Genomic DNA, 24,572 nt, shown 5'->3' with positions numbered 1-24,572 from the left:
GAAATTCAAACGACTATGACTAAGTTTATCTTTGTAACTGGAGGCGTAGTCTCCAGTATTGGTAAAGGCATTGTAGCAGCAAGTCTAGGGCGTTTGCTCAAGTCGCGCGAATATTCCGTGTCGATTCTCAAACTTGACCCTTATATCAATATCGATCCTGGCACGATGAGTCCCTTTCAGCATGGGGAAGTATTCGTTACCCAGGATGGTGCGGAGACAGATTTGGACTTGGGGCATTACGAACGCTTCACTGATACCTCAATGTCACGATTGAATTGTGTTACTACTGGCTCGATTTACCAGGCAGTAATCAATAAAGAGCGGCGCGGAGACTACAATGGCGGTACTGTACAGGTGATTCCCCATATTACCAATGAAATAAAAGATCGGATTTTGCGAGTTGCTAAAAGTACAAATCCCTCTGTAGTGATTACAGAAATCGGCGGTACGGTGGGAGACATTGAATCACTGCCGTTTTTGGAAGCAATTCGCCAGTTCCGCAAAGAGGTGGGACGGCAGAATGTACTGTATATGCACGTAACGCTGGTGCCGTGGATTGCCTCTGCGGGTGAGATGAAAACTAAGCCAACACAGCATTCAGTTAAAGAACTGAGATCCATTGGCATTCAACCAGATATTTTAGTTTGTCGGAGCGATCGCCCCTTACCCAAGGGATTAAAGCAGAAATTGTCTGGATCTTGCGATGTGCCCGAAGAATGCGTCATCACTTCCCAAGATGCCAAAAGTATCTATGAAGTACCGCTGAATCTGGAACGGGAAGGAATGGCAGAACAAGTGCTGAAGTTGCTACAAATGGAACAACGTAAACCAGATTTGAGGCAGTGGCAAACCCTGGTAAAACGGTTACATAGTCCCAAGCACGAGGTAGAAATTGCCATCGTTGGTAAATATGTGCAGTTAAGTGATGCCTACCTATCTGTAGTGGAAGCACTGAACCATGCTGCAATTTCCACCTATGGTGAAGTGCGCCTACGTTGGGTGAACTCAGAAGATTTGGAAACTGAACCAGCTGAAAATTATCTTACGGGTGTCGATGGCATAGTTGTGCCAGGAGGTTTCGGTGTTCGGGGAGTGGATGGCAAAATTGCCGCCATTAAATATGCCCGCGATCGCCAAATTCCCTTTTTGGGCTTATGCCTGGGAATGCAATGTTCTGTAATTGAATGGGCCAGGCACGTAGGGGGATTAACAGATGCCAACAGTGCCGAATTTGACGCCTATACAACTGATCCGGTAATTAATTTATTGCCAGAACAGCACGAAGTAGTGGATTTAGGGGGTACAATGCGCTTAGGACTATATCCTTGTCGTGTTCTTCCTGATACTTTGGCTTTTAAGCTTTATCAAGAAGATGTAATTTATGAACGACATCGACATCGATATGAGTTCAACAATGCTTACCGCGATCTGCTATTAAAGTCTGGCTATGTGATCAGTGGTACTTCTCCCGATGGACGCTTAGTTGAAATTATAGAATTACCCAAGCACCCATTCTTTCTTGCTTGCCAATTTCATCCAGAATTTCAATCGCGCCCCAGTACCCCTCATCCCTTGTTTAAAGGGTTTATTCAAGCAGTGATCGCTCTTTCTCTCTCGACATCTGGTAAACCTACACCATTAGAGGTGTCATAAAAATTCATAATTCATAATTATTTTTTTTAATTTTGAATTCCTGCATAGCAAAATTAACTTAAGGCTTCAATAGACTTGGACATACAGGGTGCATTATTCGTAAATTTCGGACTTGAGGAGATGTTGTGGCGTACTGGATGAGAATCCTTTACGAGAGGAAAGAATATCTAGTGAATTTTGAGCGTGTCCATGCTTTTTGTTATGAACTGAATGGCAGGGTTACTTTTTGGTTACCCGATAGTGCAATTCCAGTAGTAATTAACCCGCAAAGTAACTTGGAAGATTATCAAAAGATTCTTGATTATTTACAATGTGTGACGGCGTTGGAATTAGATCATGTCCACTGGGTAAAAATTATTTACGAAAAAAACGAATATGTAATTAATCTCAACTGCATCAGTTCCTTTTGTCATGAACCAAACGGCAGGATAACTTTTTGGTTGCCAGATGGTACTATCCCTATCATCATCAACCCTGTAAGTAATCCGGAATCTTATGAAAAAGTTGTGAAATACGTTAAGAAAGCAACAGGATATTCTTTGTCTTAGTATTAATTAGTAAGGTTTGCCCAACTTTTTATTACTGCTGGGATCTGTATGCTCTTATGTGTCGTGGGTTATCGTAATTTGATCAGTACTGGAATTACTAAGTGGCGTTTGGCTATAACCTTGAGATTAAGTTAACTTTTGGTCAGGCTATGGTTCACAATTTGGTCATTTAGGAGATAAAGGCACACTTAGAAAATAGGGTTTCAGGGCAACGCCTAGGCCAAAAGCCTATAAAAAGTCAATGTTAATACTTAATAATATAAATGATTTTGCGTAAGAGTTATTGAAGTATTTAAAGATTACATTTTAAAGCGTGAAATGTGGATTTTACAGTTGATTTTGATTTCGTCTGAATACGCAAGGGTTTGATCTCAAGTATAGACAAGAGATTTGAGTTACTTCAAGGAGAACACAACGTAGAGAACAATATCGAAACTCCTGTGATTTTTGATAAGATACCAACAGTTTTGGAGAGCGGTTGAGACGGTAGTTTGAAGGCTATCTGCTGGTGTTCGAGATCAAGCTGAATGACAGAGTTTTTCTTGAAAAAGAGGAGATTTGATTGTGAGCGAAACCGTTGTTGTAATTGGTGGGACATCAGGTATGGGGCTGGCAACTGCACAGGTACTCAGCAGTGAAGGGTATCGCGTCATCATTTCTGGTCGTTCTCAAGACACGATCAATAAGGCACTCTCTCAAGTTGCGGGGGACTGTACGGGATTTCCACTTGATTTCACAGATGCTGCTTCGGTTGCATCCTTCTTTAAGCAAGTGGGTTCTCTCGACGACTTAGCATTAGTTGGTAGCGGGAAAGCAGCGTGGGGCAATTTTCGTGATCTGAAAATAGAGGATCTAAAAGTTGCATTCGACCAAAAGTTTTACGGTTTTTTCCTGTGTACTCAAGCGGCTTTAAGCAAACTTCGTGCTGATGGTTCGATCACGTTTGTCATCGGTGGTGCAAGCCGTTCAGCAATCCCCGGTACAACTGGGGTGGCTGCGGTGAATGGCGCAATTCAAGCAATGGCATTCACGATGGCAAAAGAGCTTGCTCCTCTACGTGTGAATATTCTCTCTCCCGGTCTGTTTGACACTCCGGTTTATGATTGGATGACTCCTGAGCAGAAAGCAGATTTCTTTAAGCAAATGGGCGGAGAGTTCCCTGTTGGGCGGGTTGGAAAACCTGATGAAATTGGTCAAGCAGTTTCCTACTTTATCAAGAATGGATTTACGACAGGAGCGATATTAGATGTAGATGGAGGGGGACGATTACATTAAGTATTGGTTAAATCGGTTGGGTTGCTTTAGAAACCTAACCAGTCTATTTTCTGGTGATCGGGGCGTTGGCCTGGAGCAGCGCGATCTAGCTAAGGAGCAGGTGGCGCATGAAACTCAGACGGTGCTTATTCAAGTTTAAATAGTTGCTTTTGACTCGCACCTTGACGTGTAACGGCTTGTCGTTAGACATCGCTTGCTTTTCATCATCAGTCAGAGTTGGTAAATTTTCTATCCGCAAGGAAGTTGGTATCTGTGGCAAGTTGCAAACCAAATTTTTTTTCTAATTCGTAAAGACTGATGTCTCTAACTGGGATTGTTTGAAGCATAATCTAAAACCCTGAATAGTTTTGCCATGCCAACTTTGCTGCACCTACTATCCCAGCAAAATTGCCTAACTGCGCTGGCAATATTTGTAAACCCGCTCGTGATAAAGGCTGCACTCGCTTCTCAATTTCTGCCTTCACTGCTGGGAAGAAAAACTCAAAGCTGCCACTGATCCCACCACCAATCACGATCGCTTGCGGTGTAAGGACATAAATCAAACTTGTCAAACCAATTCCCAAATTCTTACCATATTCTTCCCAAAAAGTCAATGCTGTGGGATCTCCTTGTTGGGCAAGAACACCTAATTCGATGGGTTCCTTGAGAGTGCGGCGGCGAATTGCAGTCACACAGGCATATTGTTCCAAAGAGCCTTGATTGCCACTATTACAAATTGGCCCATCTGGGTTGAATGAAATTAAACCCAATTCTCCGGCGGCTCCTTGATGTCCAACAAATAGTTTGCCATCTAGGATAATTGCGCCACCAACCCCAGTTCCTAAAGTGAGCAGAATCAGATTTTGAAAGTGGCGACCGGCTCCCAGCCAAGCTTCTCCCAAAAGAGCGCAATTAGCATCGTTAGCGATCGCAGTAGGTTTGCCAGTTTTAGCTTCTAGCCAGTCTGCTAAAGGCACATCGCGCCATCCAGGCAAGTTAATCGCGATTTTGGCAATGCGTCCGGTTGCATCAGATGGGCCAGGAGTCCCAACACCAATAGCAACAGTTTGATTATCTGGATCAATTTGGGCGATCGCATCTACAATCATCGCCAGCACAGCCTCTGGTGTTGTTGGTTGGGGAGCTGTCACAGTCAAAGATTGCAGACAAGTACCATCAGCTGCAAAACGCCCCAGCTTAATTGCTGTTCCCCCCACATCAATACCAATTACTTGAGAACTCACCACTTTAAAATCCTCACACCAAGCCGCAAATTTTCGACTTTAACAAGCATCGTAGTACAGCTTTGCACAAGTTCGTAGCAAATAAAATGGCCATCTAGCAAACCTTCGCGTACCCTCTGCGCTTACCTCTGCGTTTAAATTTCCTCAATTCGCCACTATTTTCTGCAAATCTGTACTTAGCGTCTTAGGGCGAAAAAATTCTAGATTTTCCGTCTAATTGAGTGCGAGTCGTTTTCATCGCCGATCTATTCGCGCAGCGTCTCCCCTTTTCCCAAAGGGAGAGGCTAGCGTTAAGGGAGAAGACACCGGGCTTTCCGATCTCTGTGACTGGCGTCCCCACATCTAGAAGGAGTGGGCTTTCTGCTCTAATAACTGTAAATTAGCAACAGTCGTGGTCCGAAAACTCGATTGCTCCTGCCAAGCTGTAATTGGCGCACCTCGTAAAATACCAGCAAGGGCAACGGAAAGGATAAACCCGCCAGTAGCGGCAGCAATTAACGTTAGGTTATCTTTCATACAAATCTCTCTATTGTTATTCGTAATTTGTCAGTGGTTTTTTGCTATTAACCACTGACCTATTGACTAGTGATTAGTTTCGGATTCTATTTTCTCTCCGTAAACGAGGATTGACAAATTCGTTTAACCCTTCACCAAGTAGTGATAACCCTACCACCATGCATGTCATCGTTAAACCGGGGAAAAGCGTAGTCCACCAAATGCCAGTAGGTAGAGCTTCTAGAGCTTGTTTTAAATCATGTCCCCATTCTGCCACTTCTTCGGGAAGTCCTAGCCCCAAAAAACCCAAACCGCCCAACACCAAAATCGCATCAGCGGCGTTGAGTGTGAATAGGACGGGTACGCTTTGAATGACGTTGAAAAACAGATAACGGGAAAGCACAACCCAAGTGGAAGCGCCCATTGCTTGAGCAGCTTCGATGAAGACTTCAGTTTTCACGCTCACAGTGTGGTTGCGAACAACGCGGTAATATTGGGGGATGTAGGCAATGCTAATAGCGATCGCTGCATTTAATATCCCACGCCCCACCACAAAGGCCAGTGTCACAGATAGCAGTAGTCCCGGTAGGGTGTAGATGCTATCCATAATGAACAGCAACACTTTATCCAATTTACCGCCGAGATAACCACTCAGCATCCCCAAAGGTACACCGATAATCATACTCAGCGCTGTTGCCAAAATTACCACCTGCAAAGCAGCTTGAGCGCCGAACAATGTCCGGGAGAACACATCATAGCCCAGGCGACTAGTACCGAACCAATGTTTAGCTGAGGGTGGCTCGTGAATTGGATTAGAGAGAAAATCTTTGGGGTTTTGCAGCCATCCCCAAGCCTGGAATACGGGAGCGAAGAATGCCAGGAAGATGAAAAATAGGGTAATGGCTAACCCGATGAGCATGAGTTTCTGAGAAAGATTGGGACTTTTGGCAAACTGTAAAAATGTCGGTAGCCGCCGTTTTGTAATGGCCATGTGCGATCGCCTGGATCAAGCAAGATACGCTGACCATTTTACATATCAGATTGGGGATTAAGTAAACATCCTTAATAAAAATCCGACTGTTTCGCGTGAATACAGAGCTACACTGAGATAGAGGTGAGATTATGCTTATTTTTGCTAATAGCTGTAGAAATTAAAAGTTTTGTTAGTCCCTCAGAAATGGCAGACTTAAAAGATGCTATCGGGGGATTTATCATGTATCGTGCTGTTATCCATCGCCTATAACCAAAAATAACATTATATTTGGCAGTGCGCGACAGCGTATTTACAGCTTTGTTTGAGGAACCAATTGGTACACTTTTAATAAAAACTGAGAATCTAAAGTTACTCGTTTTTAATCCAGAAACGGAGAGGATTATTCAATGGATACCTTAGATAATTATCGACGGATCATCAAAGAAATATTAGTACCCTACACGCAAATTCCTTATTCGCACGCAGTTATTGAATGTAAAGTAGTCTTTGATAGCGAAAATGACAGTTATTTGCTGATAAATTTAGGCTGGGATGGTGTTAAGCGAATTCACGGTTGCTTAGTTCATATTGATATTATTGATGGCAAAACTTGGGTGCAACGAGATGACACAGAAGATGGTGTTACCTATGAATTAGTAGCAGCAGGAATTCCCAAAGAGAAAATTGTATTGGGATTTCACCCACGAAATGTTAGGCAACACACAGGATATGCTATTGCCTAACTTATTAAGGCTGTCACTAAAGCGAACTGTAGGGGGTATTGGGTATCGGGCAGAGTCTTCCCCATTGCCCCTTATCCCCAGAGGAGACCCCGAGTTCCCCAATACCCACTATCTCAAAGATTACTTTCAATTAACTGGCGGTATTCGCTCTTTTGCTTGACGCCTTTGACTTCCTTCACCAGTTCTTTATTTTTGAACAATTGAACAGTTGGCGTTCCTGTTACACCAGCATTTTCAGCAATATCTCGATCTTTGTCGATGTCAATTTCCACAAAGTGAATTTTGCTGTCAAATTCATCCACCACTTTATTTAAAATTGGCTTCAGAGTATGACAAGGGCCGCAACCAGGAGAGACATATTTAACAAGAACTAAGCGATCGCTTTCATGGAACAATTTCCGTAAGGCATAACCTCCCTGATGGCGCGTCCCATTCAAATTAAATCCAGCTTCTTCCTCGGCTTCAGTCTTTTTAGCTGGCTGATGTTCTAATTCATTATCTGCTGTTTCTACCTGTTGATGGAATTCTTGAATCAAGCCACTGGATGACAACCAACGTTCTGCCAACATCGCCGCCATACAGCCAGTACCCGCAGCCGTAATTGCTTGCCGAAACTCATGATCTTGCACGTCGCCAGCGGCAAAAACGCCCTCTACACTGGTTTCCACTGTACCGTGCTTGGTGATAACGTAACCGATTTCATCCAGTTCTAACTGACCTTTAAATAGAGAGGTATTGGGACTGTGACCAACAGCGTAGAATAAACCCTTAGCGTGCAGTTTGCTCTCTTCACCAGTTTTGGTATTGCGGACTTTCACTCCATCCATATGACCGTTACCGAAGATATCCACGGCTTCTGTGTTCCAATGCACCTGGATTTTTGGGTTGCTCAAAACTCTGTCTTGCATGGCTTTAGAAGCCCGCATTTTATCGGTGCGTACCAACATATTTACCTTAGAGCCGTATTTTGTGAGGTAAATTGACTCTTCCGCCGCCGAGTCGCCAGCACCAATCACAGCCAGTTCTGCGCCGTGGAAAATTGGTGTCGCACCATCGCAAATTGCACAAGCGGAGATACCCCGACTCCAAAATTCATGTTCGTTGGGTAAACCCAAACGCTTTGCAGTTGCGCCAGTAGCAATGACGATGCTATTGGTTTTTATTTCTCTTTCTTGCGATCGCACTGTAAATGGACGCTGACTCAAGTCAACTGATATAACATCTTCAGTATATAGTTCAGCCCCCCAGCGCTCCGCCTGCGCCTTCATCTGATCCATCAGTTCTGGCCCGGTAATCCCTTGGGGAAACCCTGGAAAGTTCTCAACTTCCGTCGTTGTCATTAGTTGCCCACCAGGCAAACCCCCGGCTTGGAAACCTTCAAAGACAACGGGTTTCAGGTTAGCGCGTCCGGCATAGATGGCGGCTGTGTACCCTGCTGGGCCAGAACCGATAATTACTAAGTTTTCTACAGTTGTATTAGCCATGAAAATATACGAACTCATAACGACTACGTTTAATATAGCATAACAAATTGCGATTGGCTACGCCACGCTGGAAGGGATGAGCTATGCCCTGTCGTAGGCGATCGCAATGAAAAATCAAGAATACAGAGACAGCGATCATAGGTTGCCGCTTGATGTGCGAGGAGTATTTATGATAGCTATAAGAGTATTTTGTCGTGTTATGTCTTTTACTATTACAGACTTAGAGCAGCTACAAACCGAGCATCCAGAATGGCAGATGGAGCTGGTAGAAGGGAAAATCATAGTTATGGGCCCATCAGATTACGAGTCAGAAGAAATTGGCACTCGATTGAGTACCTTCTTGAATATTTGGGTCATGTCGCGTAAGCTAGGGCGAGTAACTGGCTCTAGTGCAGGCTTCATATTACCTAGAATAGAAGAAGACGACTCGGAAAAAAGAAACCTGCGTGCGCCTGACGTGTCTTATGTTCGAGCTGACCGATTGAAAAAGACCAAGCGCGACTTTGTAGAGTTGGTTCCAGACCTGATGGTTGAGATTAAATCTAAAAGCGACAAAATTAAACCCCTGGAGGAGAAGATTCAGTTATTTTTGCAGCTTGGGTCTGTAGTCGGCATACTGATTGACCCTGATAAATTGACAGTAACGGTTTACCGACTAAACCAAACTCCGGTGGTATTGCAGAATGGCGACACGCTCACACTACTAGACTTGCTACCAGGTTGGGAACTGGTAATATCAGATTTGTGGCCACCTGAGTTTGAATAAGGCATTTCCACAATTGAAATTAAGAATCAGCCCTTGGTCAATATCAGGGGCTTAGTGATGTTTGTACCATTTGGGATGCAAGGATTGTGGATTGTGTAACTGTATCTCTTCAAACTTTTTTTCTCAAGGTGATAGGAAAGCGATCGCAGGTGGGTAAGTTACATCTAGAACACCCAAACACTTCCTACCCCCTGGAAAACACTTATGAAAACCGAATTAAAAGCCAAATTTCTCCAACACATCCTCGACAAAAAGAAGGGAGATGAGGGTTTTACACTCATTGAATTACTAGTAGTAATTATTATCATCGGTATTTTGTCAGCTATTGCGCTACCCTCTTTTTTGAACCAAGCCAACAAAGCCAAACAATCTGAAGCTAAAACCTATGTAGGTTCTTTGAATAAAGGTCAACAAGCTTACTTTACAGAAAAAGGTTCCTTTGGCGCTCTTACTGATTTAGGAGTTGGTATTAAATCACAAACTGTTAACTATATATATGCGAGTGCTGCTCAAGGTACCGGCACAGGCGTGAATGCATACTCCAACTCTTCTTTAACAGGAACTAGTAACGTAGTTAGAAACTATAGCGGTAAAGTTTCCCTAATTTCAGAAGGATCAAGCAGTGATGCAACTAGTATTGCCATTCTTTGTGAAACTACTGCTGTTGGAGCAGGACCGATAGAACCCACTACTGGTCAAACCTGTGCTGGTAACTCTACCGCGGTAGGTAAGTAATTAAGCAATCAAATAATCAGGAATGAGGATTGCATAAAAACCTAAAAGTTGAATTGAGAAAGTTAAAGCTGCTAGTTCAAATCAACTTTAAAAGAGGTAAACATATAATATCTTCATTCTCAACCAAAAAAAGTAGAGAAGTTCTATAGAACTTCTCTACAATCATTTTTATTCATTATTAACTTTTATTACTATCAAATGCTACAAGATTCACAACCAAAAGATTATGCTCAGGCTATTCAATATTATGAAAATGCTATTGAAACAAAACCTGATATTAAATCTCATTATTGGCATTTAGGATTATATTTGTTACTACAAGGTAAAGAGCAAGAAGCACAATTAACTTGGTTAATGGGTGTTGGAGAAGTAAATGAGGAAGAAAATCAAGATTCCATAGCAGAATTAAGTCAAGTTTTATTCCAAGAAATTCAGAAACAACTAAAATCAGAAAAATATCAACAAGCATGGATTATTAGTCAGCATTTGCGAGAAGTTAATCCTTACCATATTAATAATCTACTATTAAATTTATATTTATCACTCCAAATAGAGTTATTAGATCAAGAATATTTTGATCAGCTAAATCTGACTCATGTGCTACAAGAAATAGATATATCACCGGATATAGAAATCTTTTCACAAGTGCTTTATAAACTTATAGAGTATCCTTCATTTCATAGTTTAACTCTAGAGTTTTCTAGAAGTATTCTGGCATCGTTAAAAAATCTCAATGAGTTTAACTATGTGATGGCATCTGTATCAGTAAAGTTAGAATCTGCTTTCAGAAATTCCCATTTTGCTGCTCAGTTATTGGAAACTTATATAGATTTAGATCCTGATGAGCGAGAGCTTTTAATTCGTTTAGCTTTCTGTTATCAAGTTACAGGTCAGCATTTAAAGGGTATTAATACAGCGAATAAACTACTATCTATATCTGAGAATTTAGTTGATAAAGTTTTTTATAATCATTTGTTAATTAGAGGGTTATTAATATCAGCAGGAGCTTGGGAAGAAGCTTGTTTAGCAATAGAAGAGCAAAAACTTTTAATACTATCTCTGATAAAAGAATCTTTAAGAATACCGGAAAATGGTAGAATTCTGAGGATTTACACTTCTATGTATTTCTTTCCATATATAGTAGATACTCCTCAAATCATCAGACCAATACAAAATAAACTAATGGATTTATGTTTGAAAAATTTTGAACTTAACCTTGGAGAAAAAATTAATCAGTATCGTTACCAAGAAATTTCTCCTAAAAGAAGTAAAAAGATTCTAAAGATAGGTTATCTTTCCCATTGCTTAGGACAACATTCTGTAGGTTGGATTTCTCGTTGGTTATTTAAATATCATAATAGAGATAAGTTTCAAGTTTATTTATACATTATTAATCCTCGTGTAAGAGATAGCTTACAGCAATTTTTTATTGAATCTTCTCATGAAGCTCATAGTATTGAATCAACAGATAGTATATTGCAATTAGCTGAACAAATCCGTAAAGATGAAATTGATATATTAGTTGATTTAGATAGTATTACTATCGATTTTGTTTGTGAAGTTCTTGCTGTAAAACCTGCTCCTATTCAAGTTACTTGGTTGGGCTGGGATGCTTCTGGACTACCCTCTATTGATTACTTTATTGCAGATCCCTACGTATTACCAGAAGAAAGTCAAACCTATTACAGCGAAAAAATTTGGCGATTACCAGAAACCTATGTTGCTGTAGATGGTTTTGAAGTCCAAACTCCGACATTAAGACGAGAACAAATTGATATTCCTGCGGATGGAATTATATATTTTGTTGGACAAAAGGACTATAAGCGTCATTTAGAAAATACTAGATTACAATTGAGAATAATAAAGCAAGTTCCTAATAGTTATTTATTAATAAAAGGTTTTAGTGATTTAGCAGCTTGCCAAAAATTTTATGAAACCTTAGCGATAGAAGAAAGAGTAGATACTAAACAGTTGCGCTTTATCGGTCAAGATCCTAATGAGCTAATTCATAGAGCCAATTTAGCGATCGCTGATATAGTTTTAGATACCTATCCTTATAATGGTGCAACTACTACTTTAGAGACGTTATGGCTTGGTATTCCCTTAGTGACAAGGGTAGGGCAACAATTTGCTGCTCGCAATAGTTATACCATGATGATTAATGCGGGAATTACAGAGGGCATTGCTTGGACAGATGAAGAGTATGTAGACTGGGGAGTGCGCTTGGGTAAAGATGAGAAACTCAGACAGGAAGTTTCTTGGAAATTAAGACAAGGAAGAAAAAATGCACCTTTATGGAATGCGGAAAAATTTACCCGCGATATGGAGGAAGCTTATCAACAGATGTGGCAAAGGTATATTGATAGTTAATTGGCTCGTAGTGAGGGCTTAAGCGCTCAAAATAACTTCTTATAGCAATTTCCAGGTAAATGAACTACAGATTATCGTAACTTTAACGAAGCCTATATCTCAATACGCTTAGTGTTAGTAATATTCAGTTTTCGGAGATCCCCCCAACCCACGCCACTTGCTCCACTTGGGGAGACCCCAGACGTTCGCGGACTCGCTAACGCTTCTCTACGAGACGCTGCGCGAACGCTATCGCCCTTGGCGTCTCCCCTTCTCCCAAAGGGAGAGGCTAACGCCAAGGGAGAAGACCGCAGTGGCTCCCCTTAAAAAAGCTTGCTCATATCCCTCTTTTACCCCCTTTTTAAGGGGGTTGCCGGAGGCGGGGCGATCTTAACCCAAGCGTATTGGCGTATATCTATGAGGTGCTTGCCTATGTTGCATGGTGGGCTTAAGAGGTAATATAAAAATAAGAAATACAATTGTGGATAAGTATGTCTGCTAAAGATGTCTTTCATGAAGTTGTCAAAAAAGCTTTACAGAAGGATGGTTGGCAGATTACTCATGACCCCCTCTCAATTAGTGTAGGTGGTGTGAATGTCTCTATTGATTTAGCTGCTGAAAAACTCATTGCGGCAGAACGAGAAGGAGAAAAAATTGCTGTTGAAGTTAAAAGTTTTTTGGAGAAATCATCTGCAATCTCAGAATTTCATACAGCATTGGGACAGTTTATCAACTATAGAGGTGCATTAAAGCGACGACAGCCAGAACGTGTTTTGTTTTTAGCAGTACCTTTGACAACTTATAAAACATTCTTTCAACTTGATTTCCCTCAAGCCATGATTGAAGAAAATCAAGTCAAAATGATTATTTATGATGTAGAGCAAGAGGTGATTGTCAAATGGAGAAACTAGCCCAGTATCGCCAGATTGTACAGCAGATATTACAGGAGTATAGTGAGCAAAAACCTGCTGACGGTAATATAGATGTTGAGAATATTTTTGATATAGAACGTGACCATTATCAAGTAGTCCATGTAGGCTGGGAGGGGCAAGATTGGGTACATAGTTGCATCATCCATATTGATATTAAGAGTGAAAAAATTTGGCTTCAGTGGAATGGTACAGAAGATGATATTGCAGTAAATTTGGTTACTATGGGAGTTCCGAAAGAGGACATTGTGTTAGGGTTTCAGTCTCCTTTCATGAGGAAGTTTACAGAATATGCAGTGGGTTAGGGCATTTATTTCTTGAAAAGTACCTTTAGAATTTATTTCTAAGAGGTTGTTTGAAAAGTATTGTTGGTAACAGCAACACCTCGCAAACCTAAGCCCCCTAGTCTCCCTTCCCTCGTAGCAAAGGGGGGTTTCAAAGCCTCTCTCCCTTTGGGGGAGAGGTTTGGAGAGGGGTTTATAGTATACTTTGCAACTTTTAAAACATCTTCCGAGGACTTTAGTCCTCGTCCTGTATAATTACAAATTTAAGCACTCAAATGCTTACTACAAACTTGTTTATAGAAGGCTTCTAAACCTGCGACACAGGTTTTATCATCAAAGAGATGATCGTGATTTTGGTTCATTCTTTCTGCAATAGTGCCTCGCCAAGCCGGGTCTAGTCCTAATTTGACGGCAATTTCGATATATTCTGCTTCGTTTTCAGCTATGGTATCTGTCACTCCTAGCATTTTCAGGAAGCTGTCAGAATGACGACCCCGCATAAATTCTCCGGGACAAGTAACAATGGGGAGATTACAAGCGATCGCTTCTAAGGTAGTATTACCACCAGACCAGGTGAATGTATCTAAATAAACATCTGAAAGTAAGTTAATCATTAGATAGTCCAATCGCTCTGGAATACTAATAAATACACAGTAATCCTCGCTGTTCAAATCGATAGCAGCAAAAGCACGTTTGAGACGCGGCTGAAGTAAACCACCACGCAGAAACACAAATTTAACTTGCGGAAGGCGGCGAGCAATTTCTGCAAAAATAAAATCATATTGTGGTAGATACTTGAAAGGAGCTTGACAGCATAAATAGATGACTGCATCATCTGGTAGCCCAAAATATGAGCGGGTTTTGATGACTGGCGGAATATATGGTTTAGGGTAAGAAACGCCAATGTTGGGTAAGCGAATTAATTTTTCTGAATAATGGTCTTGGGCATTTTCTGGTTCCATTAACTCGCTAGATAAAAAGTAATCAATTGTGGGTAAGCCAGTTGTTACCGGATGTCCCCAAGCGACACATTGCACAGGCGCAAGCCGCAGACCTCCCATTTGCATAGTTTGGGGATTCATCCCAATTTCAGGAAAAACTAAAATGTGCAGCTTATCAGCAATTATCTGTTCACAAGCTGCTGATAAATTATCAGGAATATGGTAGAAAACATCACTGTACTCTTGAAACTGTTGGGTAATTGGATCTGGCTCATTTCCTATGTAGTAACAATAGATTTCAAAGCTTGAGCGATCGCAGTAACGTAACCACCCAGTTAACCAAAGTGTTCCACTATAAGAATGCAGGTAATGGGAAACGTAACCAATCCGAATTTTGTTATTAGGCTGAAGCTTAGGCATAGATAAAGGAACAACCCATTGTGGATAGTTAGCTGCCATAATTTCATGTACTAGCTTTCCATACTGGCGTTGCAAATCTATATCATTTTGTGCTTGATATGATAGGTAAAAATTTGTGAGGCGACCTATACCTGCTAAAGCACTATGTTGCTCTTCTGTAGTTTTAATAGATGTTTGCTCAATTAAATCTCGCAATCCTTGAGTGTAGCGTTGGCGATAAAAGTTAATTTCCTCCTGATTCTCATATATTAATGGAACTGTTAAATATTTGAGAATTTGAAAAGTATAATCATTAGGTAATAATTTAGCAGCATTATCTGAACTTAAAATTGCTTCTTGAATACGTCCATTATGGCGCAAATCGATGATTAATGAAAAATGTAGTCTTCCATCTGTAGGGTAAAGTTTAATTCCTTGCTGGAGAATACTAAAATATTCATCTAGCCGATTTAACTGTCTATAACAATAGCTTAAATTCCAATAAATTTCTGCATCACCTGATTGGTATTCTAGGAGTTTTTGATATTGCGCGATCGCTTCTTTCCATCTTCCCTCAATAAATAATTTATTGCTCAAATTAAAAAAAAACTGTTCAGATGGTACTTGACTCAAGCTTTCTATTTCGTAAAATGTCAGAGTTTCTGCTTTTGCTTGACTCAGCGCGTTTTTATCTTCGTATTCCAAAACAATTCTTGCATATATATGAGGTAGCAAAGCTGACCACTGAATATCAGCCAAGTTTTCCACTAGAGAAATTTCTAATCTTTCAGTAACATCTAAATCTTCCTGTACTAAAAGATTCATAACCACACTAGATAAAAACAGTTCTGCATCTTCACTAGTAATGTTTCCAGTATCGATAAGTAGAGTAGTTTTTTCACTATTAGGATGAGTGGCTAATGATTGAATCACCTGTTGTAACTCTAAACCTAGTTCATCTTCTGGTTGCGTCCAATCAGGGAAAATAATATAGTTAATTTCTCTCAGATTTAAGCTAGATAAATCAAATTCGGAATTTAATAGTGTTTGTAATCTTTCTCTCATCTCTTGAGCCGGCACAAAGTTAGGCACAGAATGACTTAGCTTATCTAACGCTTGTTGCAGTATAGAAGTTTCCTGAAGATGCTCTGCTGCTTGGGCTAAATACCAAAATGCACGCCAATGATTACAACCAAATTGAATGGAATTGATAAACTGTCCCATTGCTTCTAAAGTTTTTCCGTGACGTTCCAAGATTAACCCTACCCATAACCTTAAATAACCATCTTGTGGGTAGTGATTAAGATATTGAAGTACTCCACCCTCTCCTAATCCCAAAAGAGTAGAAGAATTAGCTATTTTTTCGTCAGCAGCAAATAATTGATTAATATCTTCAGAAGTTAAACTTGTAATAAATTGGGGTGCAGTATCTCCTATAGACTCAATAAATGTTTTTGAACCTTCAAATTGTGCAGGGATTTCAACTACATCAAGAAGAGATACAGGTTCATCTAACAAACTACCATCAACAGGAATACTCCATTGTCTCATTCTCTTGGGTGTTTCCATCAAGCGGTGATAGATGGGATTTAGCTGTTTAGCAGCATTTTCTGCGCCAAAGATTTGCTCGGCGTATTGCTTGGCATTTTTACCTAGTCTTAATCTTTCTTGGGGATTGTGATAAAGGTACTCTAAGGCTTGACTATATTCTAATTCACTATTGACAACTAAACCTGTGTAGTTATCAATCACTAATTTTTTAATGCCACCGTGGGGAAAAACTATCGGAGGTATTCCGGCATACATTACTTCTTGTAAATTTAATTCAGCCGCAGCATAAGTATCTTCACATAACGGATAACCATAAACATCAAATTCAGAAATTACTGAGCTAATATCTTCGACAAAACCACGAAAATCAAATTTATTTAATGAGTCTAATGCTAAGGCTTGTTGCTGTAATAAATTAATATCTCCACCACCACAGAGAATAAATTTCACATGGGGGATATTAGCTTTAGCACTCATAGAGATATACTCAGGGTGCATTTTAGTAAAATTTAAAGCTCCCATATAGCCAACATTAAAAGTATCGTGGGGTTTGGGTTGAATATTTTGAACTCTTTCAAAATCAGCCGCATCGTAAACCATGCCAACTTTTTTTTGTCTTATTCCTGGTGCTAATTGTCGCACTACGGGTAAGTCATAAGAATGGGGATTACAAGGAATAGCAAAGTCAGCATAATTAATTAAATCACGAGTAATCACCTGTGGGGCGCTATCTCCTGAAACATGAAACCAGATAATTAACCTTGTGGGCGGTAATTCTGAATGCAGAAAGGAGAACATCTGGGGATTATTCCAGTAGTGAATATGCACTAAATCAGCTTCAGAGATTAATTTATTACGAGCAATTACGTCAACTGGATTAATAAATTTCATCCCTCCTAATTCTGCTAATTCCACTGCACTAGGAGCAGCTTCTTTAAGGGAGATAACTTGATGTTGCAGCTGCTCATGTAAACGGGATGAATATTTAGAAATGGCAATCATGGAGCGAGCAGCACCACCGAGACAAAGGAAGTCAATAATATGTAAAATTTTAATCATTGAATTGAAATTTTTAATTTAATTACTGGGTTTACGATAGATTTTGAGAGAAGAAAATACTCCTGGAATAATCGGTAAATAGGCTTGAGTTTGAGTTGGATCATCAGGATATAACAAAGGTACTTCGATAATTTCGCAATGATAAGTATTTTCCATTAATTCTTGGCAAGCCTGTCTGATACCAGGTTCATTTCCTCCATGATGAAAAAGGATTGATGGACTATTTTCCTCATCCAGGGGAGGTAAATAATCATGGAAAATCATTAAGCCACCAGGAGCAAGTAAGGGATAATAGTTAGCAATATCTTTTTTCACACCTTCATAAGAATGATCGCCATCGACAAAAATATAAGGTGGATAGTTACGATCTCGCTCAAAGATAGTCTGTAATTGAGTTAAAGCATGATGGGAAAACATTCTCAGATGAGTAATTTCTGAGGGTAAGTTATCCAATACTAATTTTAATTGGGGGTGTAATCCTGGATCAATCGCCCATCCTTGTAAGTCATTATGCTCTCTGACTAGGGCTTTTTGATTCAAAAATAATGAACTTCCTGCAAAAGAGCCTATCTCCACAAAACGGCAAGGAGAGGAATTAGTTAGTAAAAGTTTACGCAGAGCATAATATAGCTGAAAACGCTCATTCTTCGACATTTGACTTTGAATACCGTATTTCACAGGATCATCTTGGTCAAATTCTTCAATTAATGAGTTTTCAAACACTGGATTAATGGCAAATTTGTGCGGGCAATTAAACCAAACTCCTGTACTGTCTATTTGATGAAGCTCAAATGTTAGTTGACGCTCGGCTTCAAATTCATGTAGGGCTTGACGACATCCTTCCCAAAAACCATAATCATCTACTTGTACAAATCCATCATTGGAAATGCGATCATAGAAATTATTAATTATGGTTTTAGTAGATTCGTACCAATCACCATCCATGTGCAGAAAGGCAATCATCCCTACTGCATCTCTCATTTTTGGTAAAGTATCTTCAAAATAACCTTTAACTATCTGGACAATATCACCAACGCCCAGTTTATTGCAGACTTCCTTCACACTAGCTTCTGGTGCGGCACAAGTACCTGTACCCCATCCCGTTACCTCAGCAAGAATACCATTAGACTTATCTTTTTCTGTTGGTGCTGGCATTCCATCAAAAGAGTCAAAGGCATAAACCCAACGGGGTTGTCTGGTATGGCGTTTAATCACTGCGGCTACAAGGGCTGTTGAACCTCCGGCTGCAACTCCACACTCGACAAAGTTACCGGGGATATTTTCTACACAAATTCTTTTGATAAGCGTAAATAGTGAATATAGTCTTGCCTCACTCAGCATTGTATAAGGTTGAATTAACCTATATATTTCTTGAAATTCAGAGTTTTGGATATTACTATATACAAATTCAGGATATTGATTTAATAATTGCTTGAGAAAATTATCAGCTTGATTATTTTCGGGGAAATAGCGTAACTCTTCATACAACGCTTGAATGGAAGCGGCGGGTTGTCTGATTTGCAAAAAACATTTTGCCCTTAAATAATCTAAACCCATAATGGGCTGTTTTAAAGCTTTGGCATCATTTAAGATTTTAAAAGCTTCTTCAAGTTGATTATTATTTAAAGCATGATTTGCTTTTTGAATAAAATTATTATTCTTATCAAAAATTTTTGAAGCAGATAATTTTAAAGATTCAATATTTGCTGGTGTCAGCTTTTTTAGATAACCATTGCTTGCCCAAGTCAAGTTATAAGCAAAAAAGTCACAATATTCACCGTCAATCTCATACTCATTGTTATATTCAGCCAGAAAACCTTTTAAGGCTTGATGTGGTCCACTGTTATAAGACTTATCCTGAACAATATCGGAAATAATACCATCTTCGATCACAATATATTCTTCTTGCTCAAGATATGGATGGAAAAAATCTAAAACTGCCTTACTTGTTTGATAGGAATGATCCGCATCTTCTATTACTAATAAAGGGCGAGGTAATTGCCTTAAGAAATCGGGAGAGAAAATTTCTTGTAAATTTTGTCCATCTCCTTCCATAAATGTAACATTATGATGAGAATATTTTGTCACCTTTACAATATCTACAGAGTAAACATGACCCTCAATACCAAAATTATTCAATAAATCCCCAAACCATAATGCACTACCACCACTTTTTGAGCCAATTTCAATAATAGTGCGAGGCTTTAAATTCCAAATTAAGACAGGATAGATAGCATAATCAAAGGGGTTTTTTTGTGTTGCTACACCACGATAAGAATAATTATGAAGACTATTTTGAATAGACATCATTAAATCATAGGGTAAGGTTGTATTCCATGTTCTTTGCTCATTAGGAATCTTAAGCTTTTGCGGTTTAATTAATGCTTTTTTTAGGGATGCAACCTGTTGTTGTGCTTGAATATGGTCAGGATTATATTCTAATTCTTGTTGGGCTGCTTCCAGTGCTTCTTCATATCTAGCAACAGCACTATTAAAAATCGCTCTGAAATAATGTAATCCAGGGACAAAAATACCCAAAGCAGCAGCATGTTCCCCTAAACGGAGAGCTTTGATTTTATCTCCCTGATTAAAACTTTCTAAAGCTTTTTGAATTATTGTTTCAACTTCTTTTGATGAATCTTGACTAATTTCTTGTAAAAGCTGTTTCCCCTTAGTATGATTGGGTAATTTCTCTAAAAGAGAGCGAAGAGAATTTTTTGCTTCAGAAATATAATCTAATCTTATCTCGGCTAATGCTTTTAGGTAGTAATACCTAGAAATTGGCTGTTTTGTAGAACTAATAAGATTAAGGACTTCATGATTATTTTTACTGTTGATATATTCAACTATTTTTTCATTCAATATATTAGAAGTTTCAATAATAATTGATTTCGTTTTCCCACCACTAAAGATTGTTTCTTCAGTAAAATTATCTGCCTGAGTATTTCGAGTAATCATAGGAGAATGTTTAAGAGGAAATTTCATTGCTTCTATTGCCATATTAGCTAAAGGACTATTAATACTGTTTGTGTGAGTACCAGAGCAAAAACCAATATTAGAAACTAGATTTACATTAGGTAATATAGTTGAACCATTATTAGCCCAAAGGGTAAACAGCCAAATATAATCCCAAGTATTAAAGCCATCATAAACACCTTGGAATATTTTTGACCAGTAAGCAACTGCCTGCTCATTTTGCAAGACTTCATTAAGCCAATTATTATCTCTTAATTCTGTCCATAGTTGCATGGAACCATCATACTTTGTCCACGCACGTCTCCAACTAGCCCATCCCCAACAATGACCGTAACGAGAAAAATAATAACTATATTCAGTTCTATTGCTTCCAAATTGGAAGTTATCACCCGAAATCATCATAATGCGTTGATTATCATGATATTTCTCTAATAATTCTTGACAGTAACGGAAAAAAGTTGGATGAGGTAGACAGTCATCTTCTAAAATAATTGCTTTTTCTACTTGCTCAAATATCCAATCCAAACCACTACTAACTCTTTTTCGACAACCTAAATTAACATCAGAGTAATTAGTTAATACTTCACATTCCCAATCAACTTGATTAATAATTGCTCTGGTAGCAGCACATTCTTCTGCTTCTCCGAGTTTATCGGCTCTTGCTCCATCTGCTACAACTAATAATTTAGGTGGTTTAGCTTGGCGAATGGCTTCAAAGACTCTGGCAGTAGTTTCAGGGCGATTGAAAATGAGAAATGCTACAGGGGTTGTTAAATCAGATTTTGTATCAGATTTCTGTCTTTGATAATATTCAATTTTTGAATCATTTTTATCACCAATAAAATCTTCAATAAGTCGAATTTCACCTGATGAGTCAAATTGTTGATTTATATCGATATTCATAATTGCTTCTTCTTATAAATTTAACTAAAAATGTAAAATCTTGCCAAAATATAATCGGTTTATAGTAAATTTTTAAAAGATGCTTGATAGAATAAAATGCTTAACTTAAAAGTAAAGAGGATTTTGTTTGGCTAGATAGTTTAATTAGACAAAAAATATCAATTAAGTTTGTTGGGCTATTTGTTTAGCGATCGCTCTCCCGCTTCTTCACATCTGCCAACAAAGTCTTATAATCCTACCTATCTGGATGCTGTTTCACCAATTTATCCATCAGGGCGATCGCACCCTTTATTAATTAGGCTTGGTATGGTTATTTGTCTGAGAATTACTCTTTCCTTCTTGTTTCTTAATCTGTTCTAATACAACTTTGTAATCTTGCCGTTCGGGGTGCAACTTCACCAGCTTCTCTAAAAGTTCCATTGCACCCTTAGCATCCTTCAATTGCAACCGCACCAAAGACAGTTTCTCTAAAGCAAGTTGGTTTTCTGGTTCCCGTTGTAAAACCAACTCGTAACCCCGCGCCTGTTGCTGTAATACTGACTCAGCAGAGGGAGACGCAATTGCTGGCTTAGGTTGACTAGCCTGTTGGATTGCTGGAATGACTGCAAATACCGTAGATCCAAAAAACGAGAACATCGACACTATGGTTACAATCTTTTGTCGCCGCTCAATCTGCTTTTTGCGGGTGATTAGGTATTCTTCACATGAACCAGGCATGTATCAATTATTGCTGCGGTAAATAGTTAGGTGTCAGCAACCCTCCCGTTATCAGGTTACCCATCTGCCCAATAGAAATTAACATCTTGACTGGAAATTTTTTACACAAAATTCAAATTCTGACTCTGAAGATGAGGCAACTTTATGGTAAGCCCATGCTGTAACGATAATTTTGCCATGCGATCGCCCCTATGCATCAAAGCAAAACCCTCTCCTGCGCCTAGACACAGCCAACCCTCCAGGTCTTATTCACTGGATGGAACATTAAAATTATATAAAGATTTGCGATGATTCTATCTAATGCTACATGTTTGCGATATTCTAAATAACGTTTAAATAGATAAAAAGAGTAGACATTTCTACTCAATTGCAAATTTCCCTGTCACTCAAAAACTTTCAAACTAGCCCGTTTCCTATGGGTTCTTCAACAAGCAAACATATTTTTCGTGATTCAAACAAATAGAATTTTCCCACTTGTCCTCAGTCACACTAATTAGTACAACTTTCTAAAGGACTAATTATTCTGCTCGGCGTCCACAATATATCTCTTACAAAAGGTACTGTTGCACTCTAGTGGAGAAAGGGTACAGGTTAAGAGGAAAAAGAAGACGGGGAAAGTTTAAAGGGAAAAGGGGAAACAGAAACATCCCTTACCCCTTTAGTCCTTAAACTTTGCCTGGTTTCTGCAAAAGTTTAAGGACTGCTTGGTGGATTTAGAGTTTTGTGGTGGTAATTACCGTACAAAACCGAATTTACCAGTAACTTAGTAGAGTTTGTTATGGTATAGTTAAAAAGTTAAGACTAGCTTTACCAAATTACACCACTCTACGGGCCGGCAACAATTGCAGAATGGGAAGCAGTTTTGATTAAGCATTTACCAACAAATATCAGAATTCAATCGAGGTTATGACTCAGCAAGTGATTCACCCAATGGTGAAATTGCAGCGCAACGTGCAATCACTCATAGAATCGAACATTATCAAGCCAAGCGATAGCATCTGGAAAATCGCTTTGCTCTACGGTAATGAATGGCAGCACTGGAAACAGGAACTGCTTGACTTTGGCTTTAGTATGCAAGACCCAGTTAGTGAATTGCTAGCTGTAGAAACTTGGGATGAGGAGTAGGGAATAGGGCATAGGGAATAGGGTTTTTTAAAATTCACTACTCCTTTAATCACTACTCATTACTCCCTAAACTTTGCAAGCAGCTAAAGCCGCAGCTAACTCCTTTGCAGTTCGATAGCGATCGCGTGGCAATGGTTCTGTAACGCGATCAATCACATTTCTTAATTGGGAACTAATGGTGGGAACCTTTGCTACATCAAACCTGAAGTTTCGCCCCTTTTGGCGGTAATACTTAAACGGGTTTTCGCTTGTGAGCAGAAAAATCAGCGTTGGCCCAATTGCATACAAATCAGATTGAGTCAAAGGTTGTCCTCGTTCTTGTTCAGGAGCGCAGTAACCTTCTGCACCAATCCGAGTACCGGGCGCTGTGCCAATTTCCTTAACTGCGCCAAAATCCAGCAATACTATGCGATTTAAAGAACTTCGCACCATCAGATTGGCAGGTTTAATATCGCGGTGAATCAGTGGAGGCTCTTGGCTATGAAGATAGTCTAAGATATCGCAGGTTTGGATCATCCAAGCGATCGCTTGGCTTGGCGTAACTGGCCCAGTGGTAAAAATACGTTTCTCTAAATCTTGTCCGTGGATTAGTTCCATTGCCAAGTATTTTTTTCCGTCTTCTACAAAGAAGTCATAATACTTAGGAATTCCAGGATGGTTAAGGGATTTGAGAGTGTACGCCTCCCGCTCAAATAATTCTTGAGCTTTGGCAATTTTTACCATATCAGCATTCATTTGCTTCAACACCAGCAGTTGGGGGATACCCGCAAGACCAGCCGCATCCCAAGCGAGATAAGTAGTACCCATACCCCCTTGTCCGAGAGTTTGCAACACCTGATAATGGCGAATTTTCTGTTGCACTGAGAGAGGTTGACCGCAGTGGATACAGAACAGATTGTTCGGAGAATTGCCTTCGTGCGTGCAAGTGGAGGATAAATTTGCTCTAGCTTGGGCTGAATAGACTGTTGCAACGGCGTTTTCTTCTGTCGCTTGCATTTGTTGCGATCGCACACCAGTTTCCAGTACTGTTACCTCCTGAATTTGGAATTGCAGTATTGGGCCTCCCTGTGCCAGTTGCAAAAGGGAATTATCTGGTAAGGAACTCTGAATTACAAGAACACCGTTGAGGAAAGTCCCATTTGTACCCTGACTAACCAGCCGCCAACCACCGCCATTGTCGGCAGAATCGACTTGTCTGAGTTCTAGATGATGCCGGGAAACTAAACTATCAGTTAAAACAACGTGATTATCTGCCGCTCGACCAATCCGAATTATGGAGGAGTTCTCAAAGCTCCACTGCTGGAGGGGCGTTTTCTGTTGCGGTTCTAACAGAGTCAGACTAACCACAATACAACCTACAAGGTAAATGGATCAGGCATTGGGCATTGGGCATTGGGCATTAGCCTTATTCGTAAATTAGGTTTTAACCCCTGATTTATAAGGC

19 protein-coding genes and 1 pseudogene are annotated in these 24,572 nt (G+C 39.7%); 11 read left to right on the top strand and 9 right to left on the bottom strand.

What is annotated here, in order from left to right; genetic code table 11:
• The first annotated feature begins 15 nt into the window (after positions 1-15).
• The 3 genes from V7K40_RS20640 to V7K40_RS20630 all read left to right on the top strand — a co-directional run bounded on the left by V7K40_RS20640 (position 16) and on the right by V7K40_RS20630 (position 3,476).
• Positions 16-1,653, top strand: a complete 1,638-nt coding sequence (locus tag V7K40_RS20640) for a CTP synthase (protein ID WP_334962949.1) — start codon at positions 16-18, stop codon at positions 1,651-1,653.
• 125 nt (positions 1,654-1,778) lie between these two features.
• Positions 1,779-2,201, top strand: a complete 423-nt coding sequence (locus tag V7K40_RS20635) for a hypothetical protein (protein ID WP_334962947.1) — start codon at positions 1,779-1,781, stop codon at positions 2,199-2,201.
• Between the two features lie 564 nt (positions 2,202-2,765).
• Complete coding sequence (locus tag V7K40_RS20630) at positions 2,766-3,476, top strand: SDR family oxidoreductase (RefSeq protein ID WP_334962945.1); 711 nt, start codon at positions 2,766-2,768, stop codon at positions 3,474-3,476.
• Between the two features lie 85 nt (positions 3,477-3,561).
• Here the strand turns inward: V7K40_RS20630 and V7K40_RS20625 are convergent, their stop codons facing one another.
• From V7K40_RS20625 to V7K40_RS20610, 4 genes are all read right to left on the bottom strand, one after another.
• Positions 3,562-3,747 carry a hypothetical protein gene (locus V7K40_RS20625; protein ID WP_334962942.1) on the bottom strand — a complete coding sequence of 62 codons (186 nt, stop codon included), beginning with the start codon at positions 3,745-3,747 and terminating at the stop codon, positions 3,562-3,564.
• A gap of 58 nt (positions 3,748-3,805) precedes the next feature.
• A complete protein-coding gene (locus tag V7K40_RS20620) occupies positions 3,806-4,702 on the bottom strand; it encodes an ROK family protein (protein ID WP_334962940.1) in 897 nt (298 codons plus the stop codon).
• Positions 4,703-5,041: 339 nt separating this feature from the next.
• Positions 5,042-5,215, bottom strand: coding sequence for a hypothetical protein (locus V7K40_RS20615; protein ID WP_273762828.1), 174 nt, complete (start codon positions 5,213-5,215; stop codon positions 5,042-5,044).
• Between the two features lie 73 nt (positions 5,216-5,288).
• Positions 5,289-6,185, bottom strand: coding sequence for an ABC transporter permease (locus V7K40_RS20610; RefSeq protein WP_334962938.1), 897 nt, complete (start codon positions 6,183-6,185; stop codon positions 5,289-5,291).
• 123 nt (positions 6,186-6,308) lie between these two features.
• Between V7K40_RS20610 and V7K40_RS20605 the strand changes: the two are divergent.
• Positions 6,309-6,587, top strand: a pseudogene (locus tag V7K40_RS20605) (element excision factor XisH family protein).
• The gene (locus tag V7K40_RS20600) at positions 6,575-6,910 is read left to right on the top strand and encodes a XisI protein (protein WP_334962936.1); all 336 of its coding nucleotides are present in this window, start codon (positions 6,575-6,577) and stop codon (positions 6,908-6,910) included. The pseudogene V7K40_RS20605 and the gene V7K40_RS20600 overlap by 13 nt, the downstream one beginning before the upstream one ends.
• A gap of 113 nt (positions 6,911-7,023) precedes the next feature.
• Here the strand turns inward: V7K40_RS20600 and trxB are convergent, their stop codons facing one another.
• Positions 7,024-8,394, bottom strand: coding sequence for a thioredoxin-disulfide reductase (gene trxB, locus V7K40_RS20595; protein WP_334963470.1), 1,371 nt, complete (start codon positions 8,392-8,394; stop codon positions 7,024-7,026).
• Between the two features lie 199 nt (positions 8,395-8,593).
• Between trxB and V7K40_RS20590 the strand changes: the two genes are divergently transcribed.
• The 5 genes from V7K40_RS20590 to V7K40_RS20570 all read left to right on the top strand — a co-directional run bounded on the left by V7K40_RS20590 (position 8,594) and on the right by V7K40_RS20570 (position 13,478).
• Entirely contained in the window at positions 8,594-9,160 is a 567-nt protein-coding gene (locus V7K40_RS20590) for a Uma2 family endonuclease (protein ID WP_334962934.1), read from the top strand.
• A gap of 204 nt (positions 9,161-9,364) precedes the next feature.
• Positions 9,365-9,895, top strand: coding sequence for a type IV pilin-like G/H family protein (locus V7K40_RS20585; protein WP_334962932.1), 531 nt, complete (start codon positions 9,365-9,367; stop codon positions 9,893-9,895).
• 198 nt (positions 9,896-10,093) lie between these two features.
• Positions 10,094-12,265: an O-linked N-acetylglucosamine transferase, SPINDLY family protein gene (locus tag V7K40_RS20580; RefSeq protein WP_334962930.1), complete on the top strand. Its 2,172-nt coding sequence runs from the start codon at positions 10,094-10,096 to the stop codon at positions 12,263-12,265.
• A gap of 470 nt (positions 12,266-12,735) precedes the next feature.
• Positions 12,736-13,155, top strand: a complete 420-nt coding sequence (locus V7K40_RS20575) for a XisH family protein (protein WP_334962928.1) — start codon at positions 12,736-12,738, stop codon at positions 13,153-13,155.
• Positions 13,143-13,478 (top strand): XisI protein, encoded by a 336-nt coding sequence (locus V7K40_RS20570; RefSeq protein WP_334962925.1) that lies wholly within the window; start codon positions 13,143-13,145, stop codon positions 13,476-13,478. The genes V7K40_RS20575 and V7K40_RS20570 overlap by 13 nt, the downstream gene beginning before the upstream one ends.
• Positions 13,479-13,720: 242 nt before the next feature.
• Here the strand turns inward: V7K40_RS20570 and V7K40_RS20565 are convergent, their stop codons facing one another.
• The 3 genes from V7K40_RS20565 to V7K40_RS20555 form a co-directional block, all read right to left on the bottom strand.
• Positions 13,721-17,407, bottom strand: a complete 3,687-nt coding sequence (locus tag V7K40_RS20565; RefSeq protein ID WP_334962923.1) for a glycosyltransferase — start codon at positions 17,405-17,407, stop codon at positions 13,721-13,723.
• 18 nt (positions 17,408-17,425) lie between these two features.
• Positions 17,426-21,286, bottom strand: coding sequence for a CmcI family methyltransferase (locus tag V7K40_RS20560; RefSeq protein ID WP_334962920.1), 3,861 nt, complete (start codon positions 21,284-21,286; stop codon positions 17,426-17,428).
• Between the two features lie 291 nt (positions 21,287-21,577).
• Positions 21,578-22,003, bottom strand: coding sequence for a tetratricopeptide repeat protein (locus V7K40_RS20555; protein ID WP_334962918.1), 426 nt, complete (start codon positions 22,001-22,003; stop codon positions 21,578-21,580).
• 906 nt (positions 22,004-22,909) lie between these two features.
• On the opposite strand from V7K40_RS20555, the gene V7K40_RS20550 reads away from it, so the two are divergent.
• On the top strand, positions 22,910-23,128 hold the full coding sequence (locus V7K40_RS20550; protein ID WP_012407469.1) for a DUF4327 family protein: 219 nt from the start codon (positions 22,910-22,912) through the stop codon (positions 23,126-23,128).
• Between the two features lie 66 nt (positions 23,129-23,194).
• On the opposite strand, the gene V7K40_RS20545 is transcribed toward V7K40_RS20550, so the two are convergent.
• On the bottom strand, positions 23,195-24,475 hold the full coding sequence (locus V7K40_RS20545) for a protein kinase (RefSeq protein ID WP_334962916.1): 1,281 nt from the start codon (positions 24,473-24,475) through the stop codon (positions 23,195-23,197).
• Positions 24,476-24,572: the final 97 nt, after the last annotated feature.

Source organism: Nostoc sp., assembly GCF_036917195.1.
Classification (GTDB): Bacteria; Cyanobacteriota; Cyanobacteriia; order Cyanobacteriales; family Nostocaceae; genus Nostoc.
The sequence above is the reverse complement of the archived record's forward strand: the minus strand, read 5'-3'. Positions and strand labels throughout refer to the sequence as shown.

Excerpts from the sequence above, each read along its gene's own strand:
- V7K40_RS20640 (WP_334962949.1), top strand. The coding sequence starts at position 16 with ATGACTAAGTTTATCTTTGTAACTGGAGGCGTAGTCTCCAGTATTGGT.
- V7K40_RS20615 (WP_273762828.1), bottom strand. The coding sequence starts at position 5,215 with ATGAAAGATAACCTAACGTTAATTGCTGCCGCTACTGGCGGGTTTATC.
- V7K40_RS20610 (WP_334962938.1), bottom strand. The coding sequence starts at position 6,185 with ATGGCCATTACAAAACGGCGGCTACCGACATTTTTACAGTTTGCCAAA.
- V7K40_RS20600 (WP_334962936.1), top strand. The coding sequence starts at position 6,575 with ATGGATACCTTAGATAATTATCGACGGATCATCAAAGAAATATTAGTA.
- trxB (WP_334963470.1), bottom strand. The coding sequence starts at position 8,394 with ATGGCTAATACAACTGTAGAAAACTTAGTAATTATCGGTTCTGGCCCA.
- V7K40_RS20590 (WP_334962934.1), top strand. The coding sequence starts at position 8,594 with ATGTCTTTTACTATTACAGACTTAGAGCAGCTACAAACCGAGCATCCA.
- V7K40_RS20585 (WP_334962932.1), top strand. The coding sequence starts at position 9,365 with ATGAAAACCGAATTAAAAGCCAAATTTCTCCAACACATCCTCGACAAA.
- V7K40_RS20580 (WP_334962930.1), top strand. The coding sequence starts at position 10,094 with ATGCTACAAGATTCACAACCAAAAGATTATGCTCAGGCTATTCAATAT.
- V7K40_RS20575 (WP_334962928.1), top strand. The coding sequence starts at position 12,736 with ATGTCTGCTAAAGATGTCTTTCATGAAGTTGTCAAAAAAGCTTTACAG.
- V7K40_RS20570 (WP_334962925.1), top strand. The coding sequence starts at position 13,143 with ATGGAGAAACTAGCCCAGTATCGCCAGATTGTACAGCAGATATTACAG.
- V7K40_RS20565 (WP_334962923.1), bottom strand. The coding sequence starts at position 17,407 with ATGATTAAAATTTTACATATTATTGACTTCCTTTGTCTCGGTGGTGCT.
- V7K40_RS20560 (WP_334962920.1), bottom strand. The coding sequence starts at position 21,286 with ATGAATATCGATATAAATCAACAATTTGACTCATCAGGTGAAATTCGA.
- V7K40_RS20555 (WP_334962918.1), bottom strand. The coding sequence starts at position 22,003 with ATGCCTGGTTCATGTGAAGAATACCTAATCACCCGCAAAAAGCAGATT.
- V7K40_RS20550 (WP_012407469.1), top strand. The coding sequence starts at position 22,910 with ATGACTCAGCAAGTGATTCACCCAATGGTGAAATTGCAGCGCAACGTG.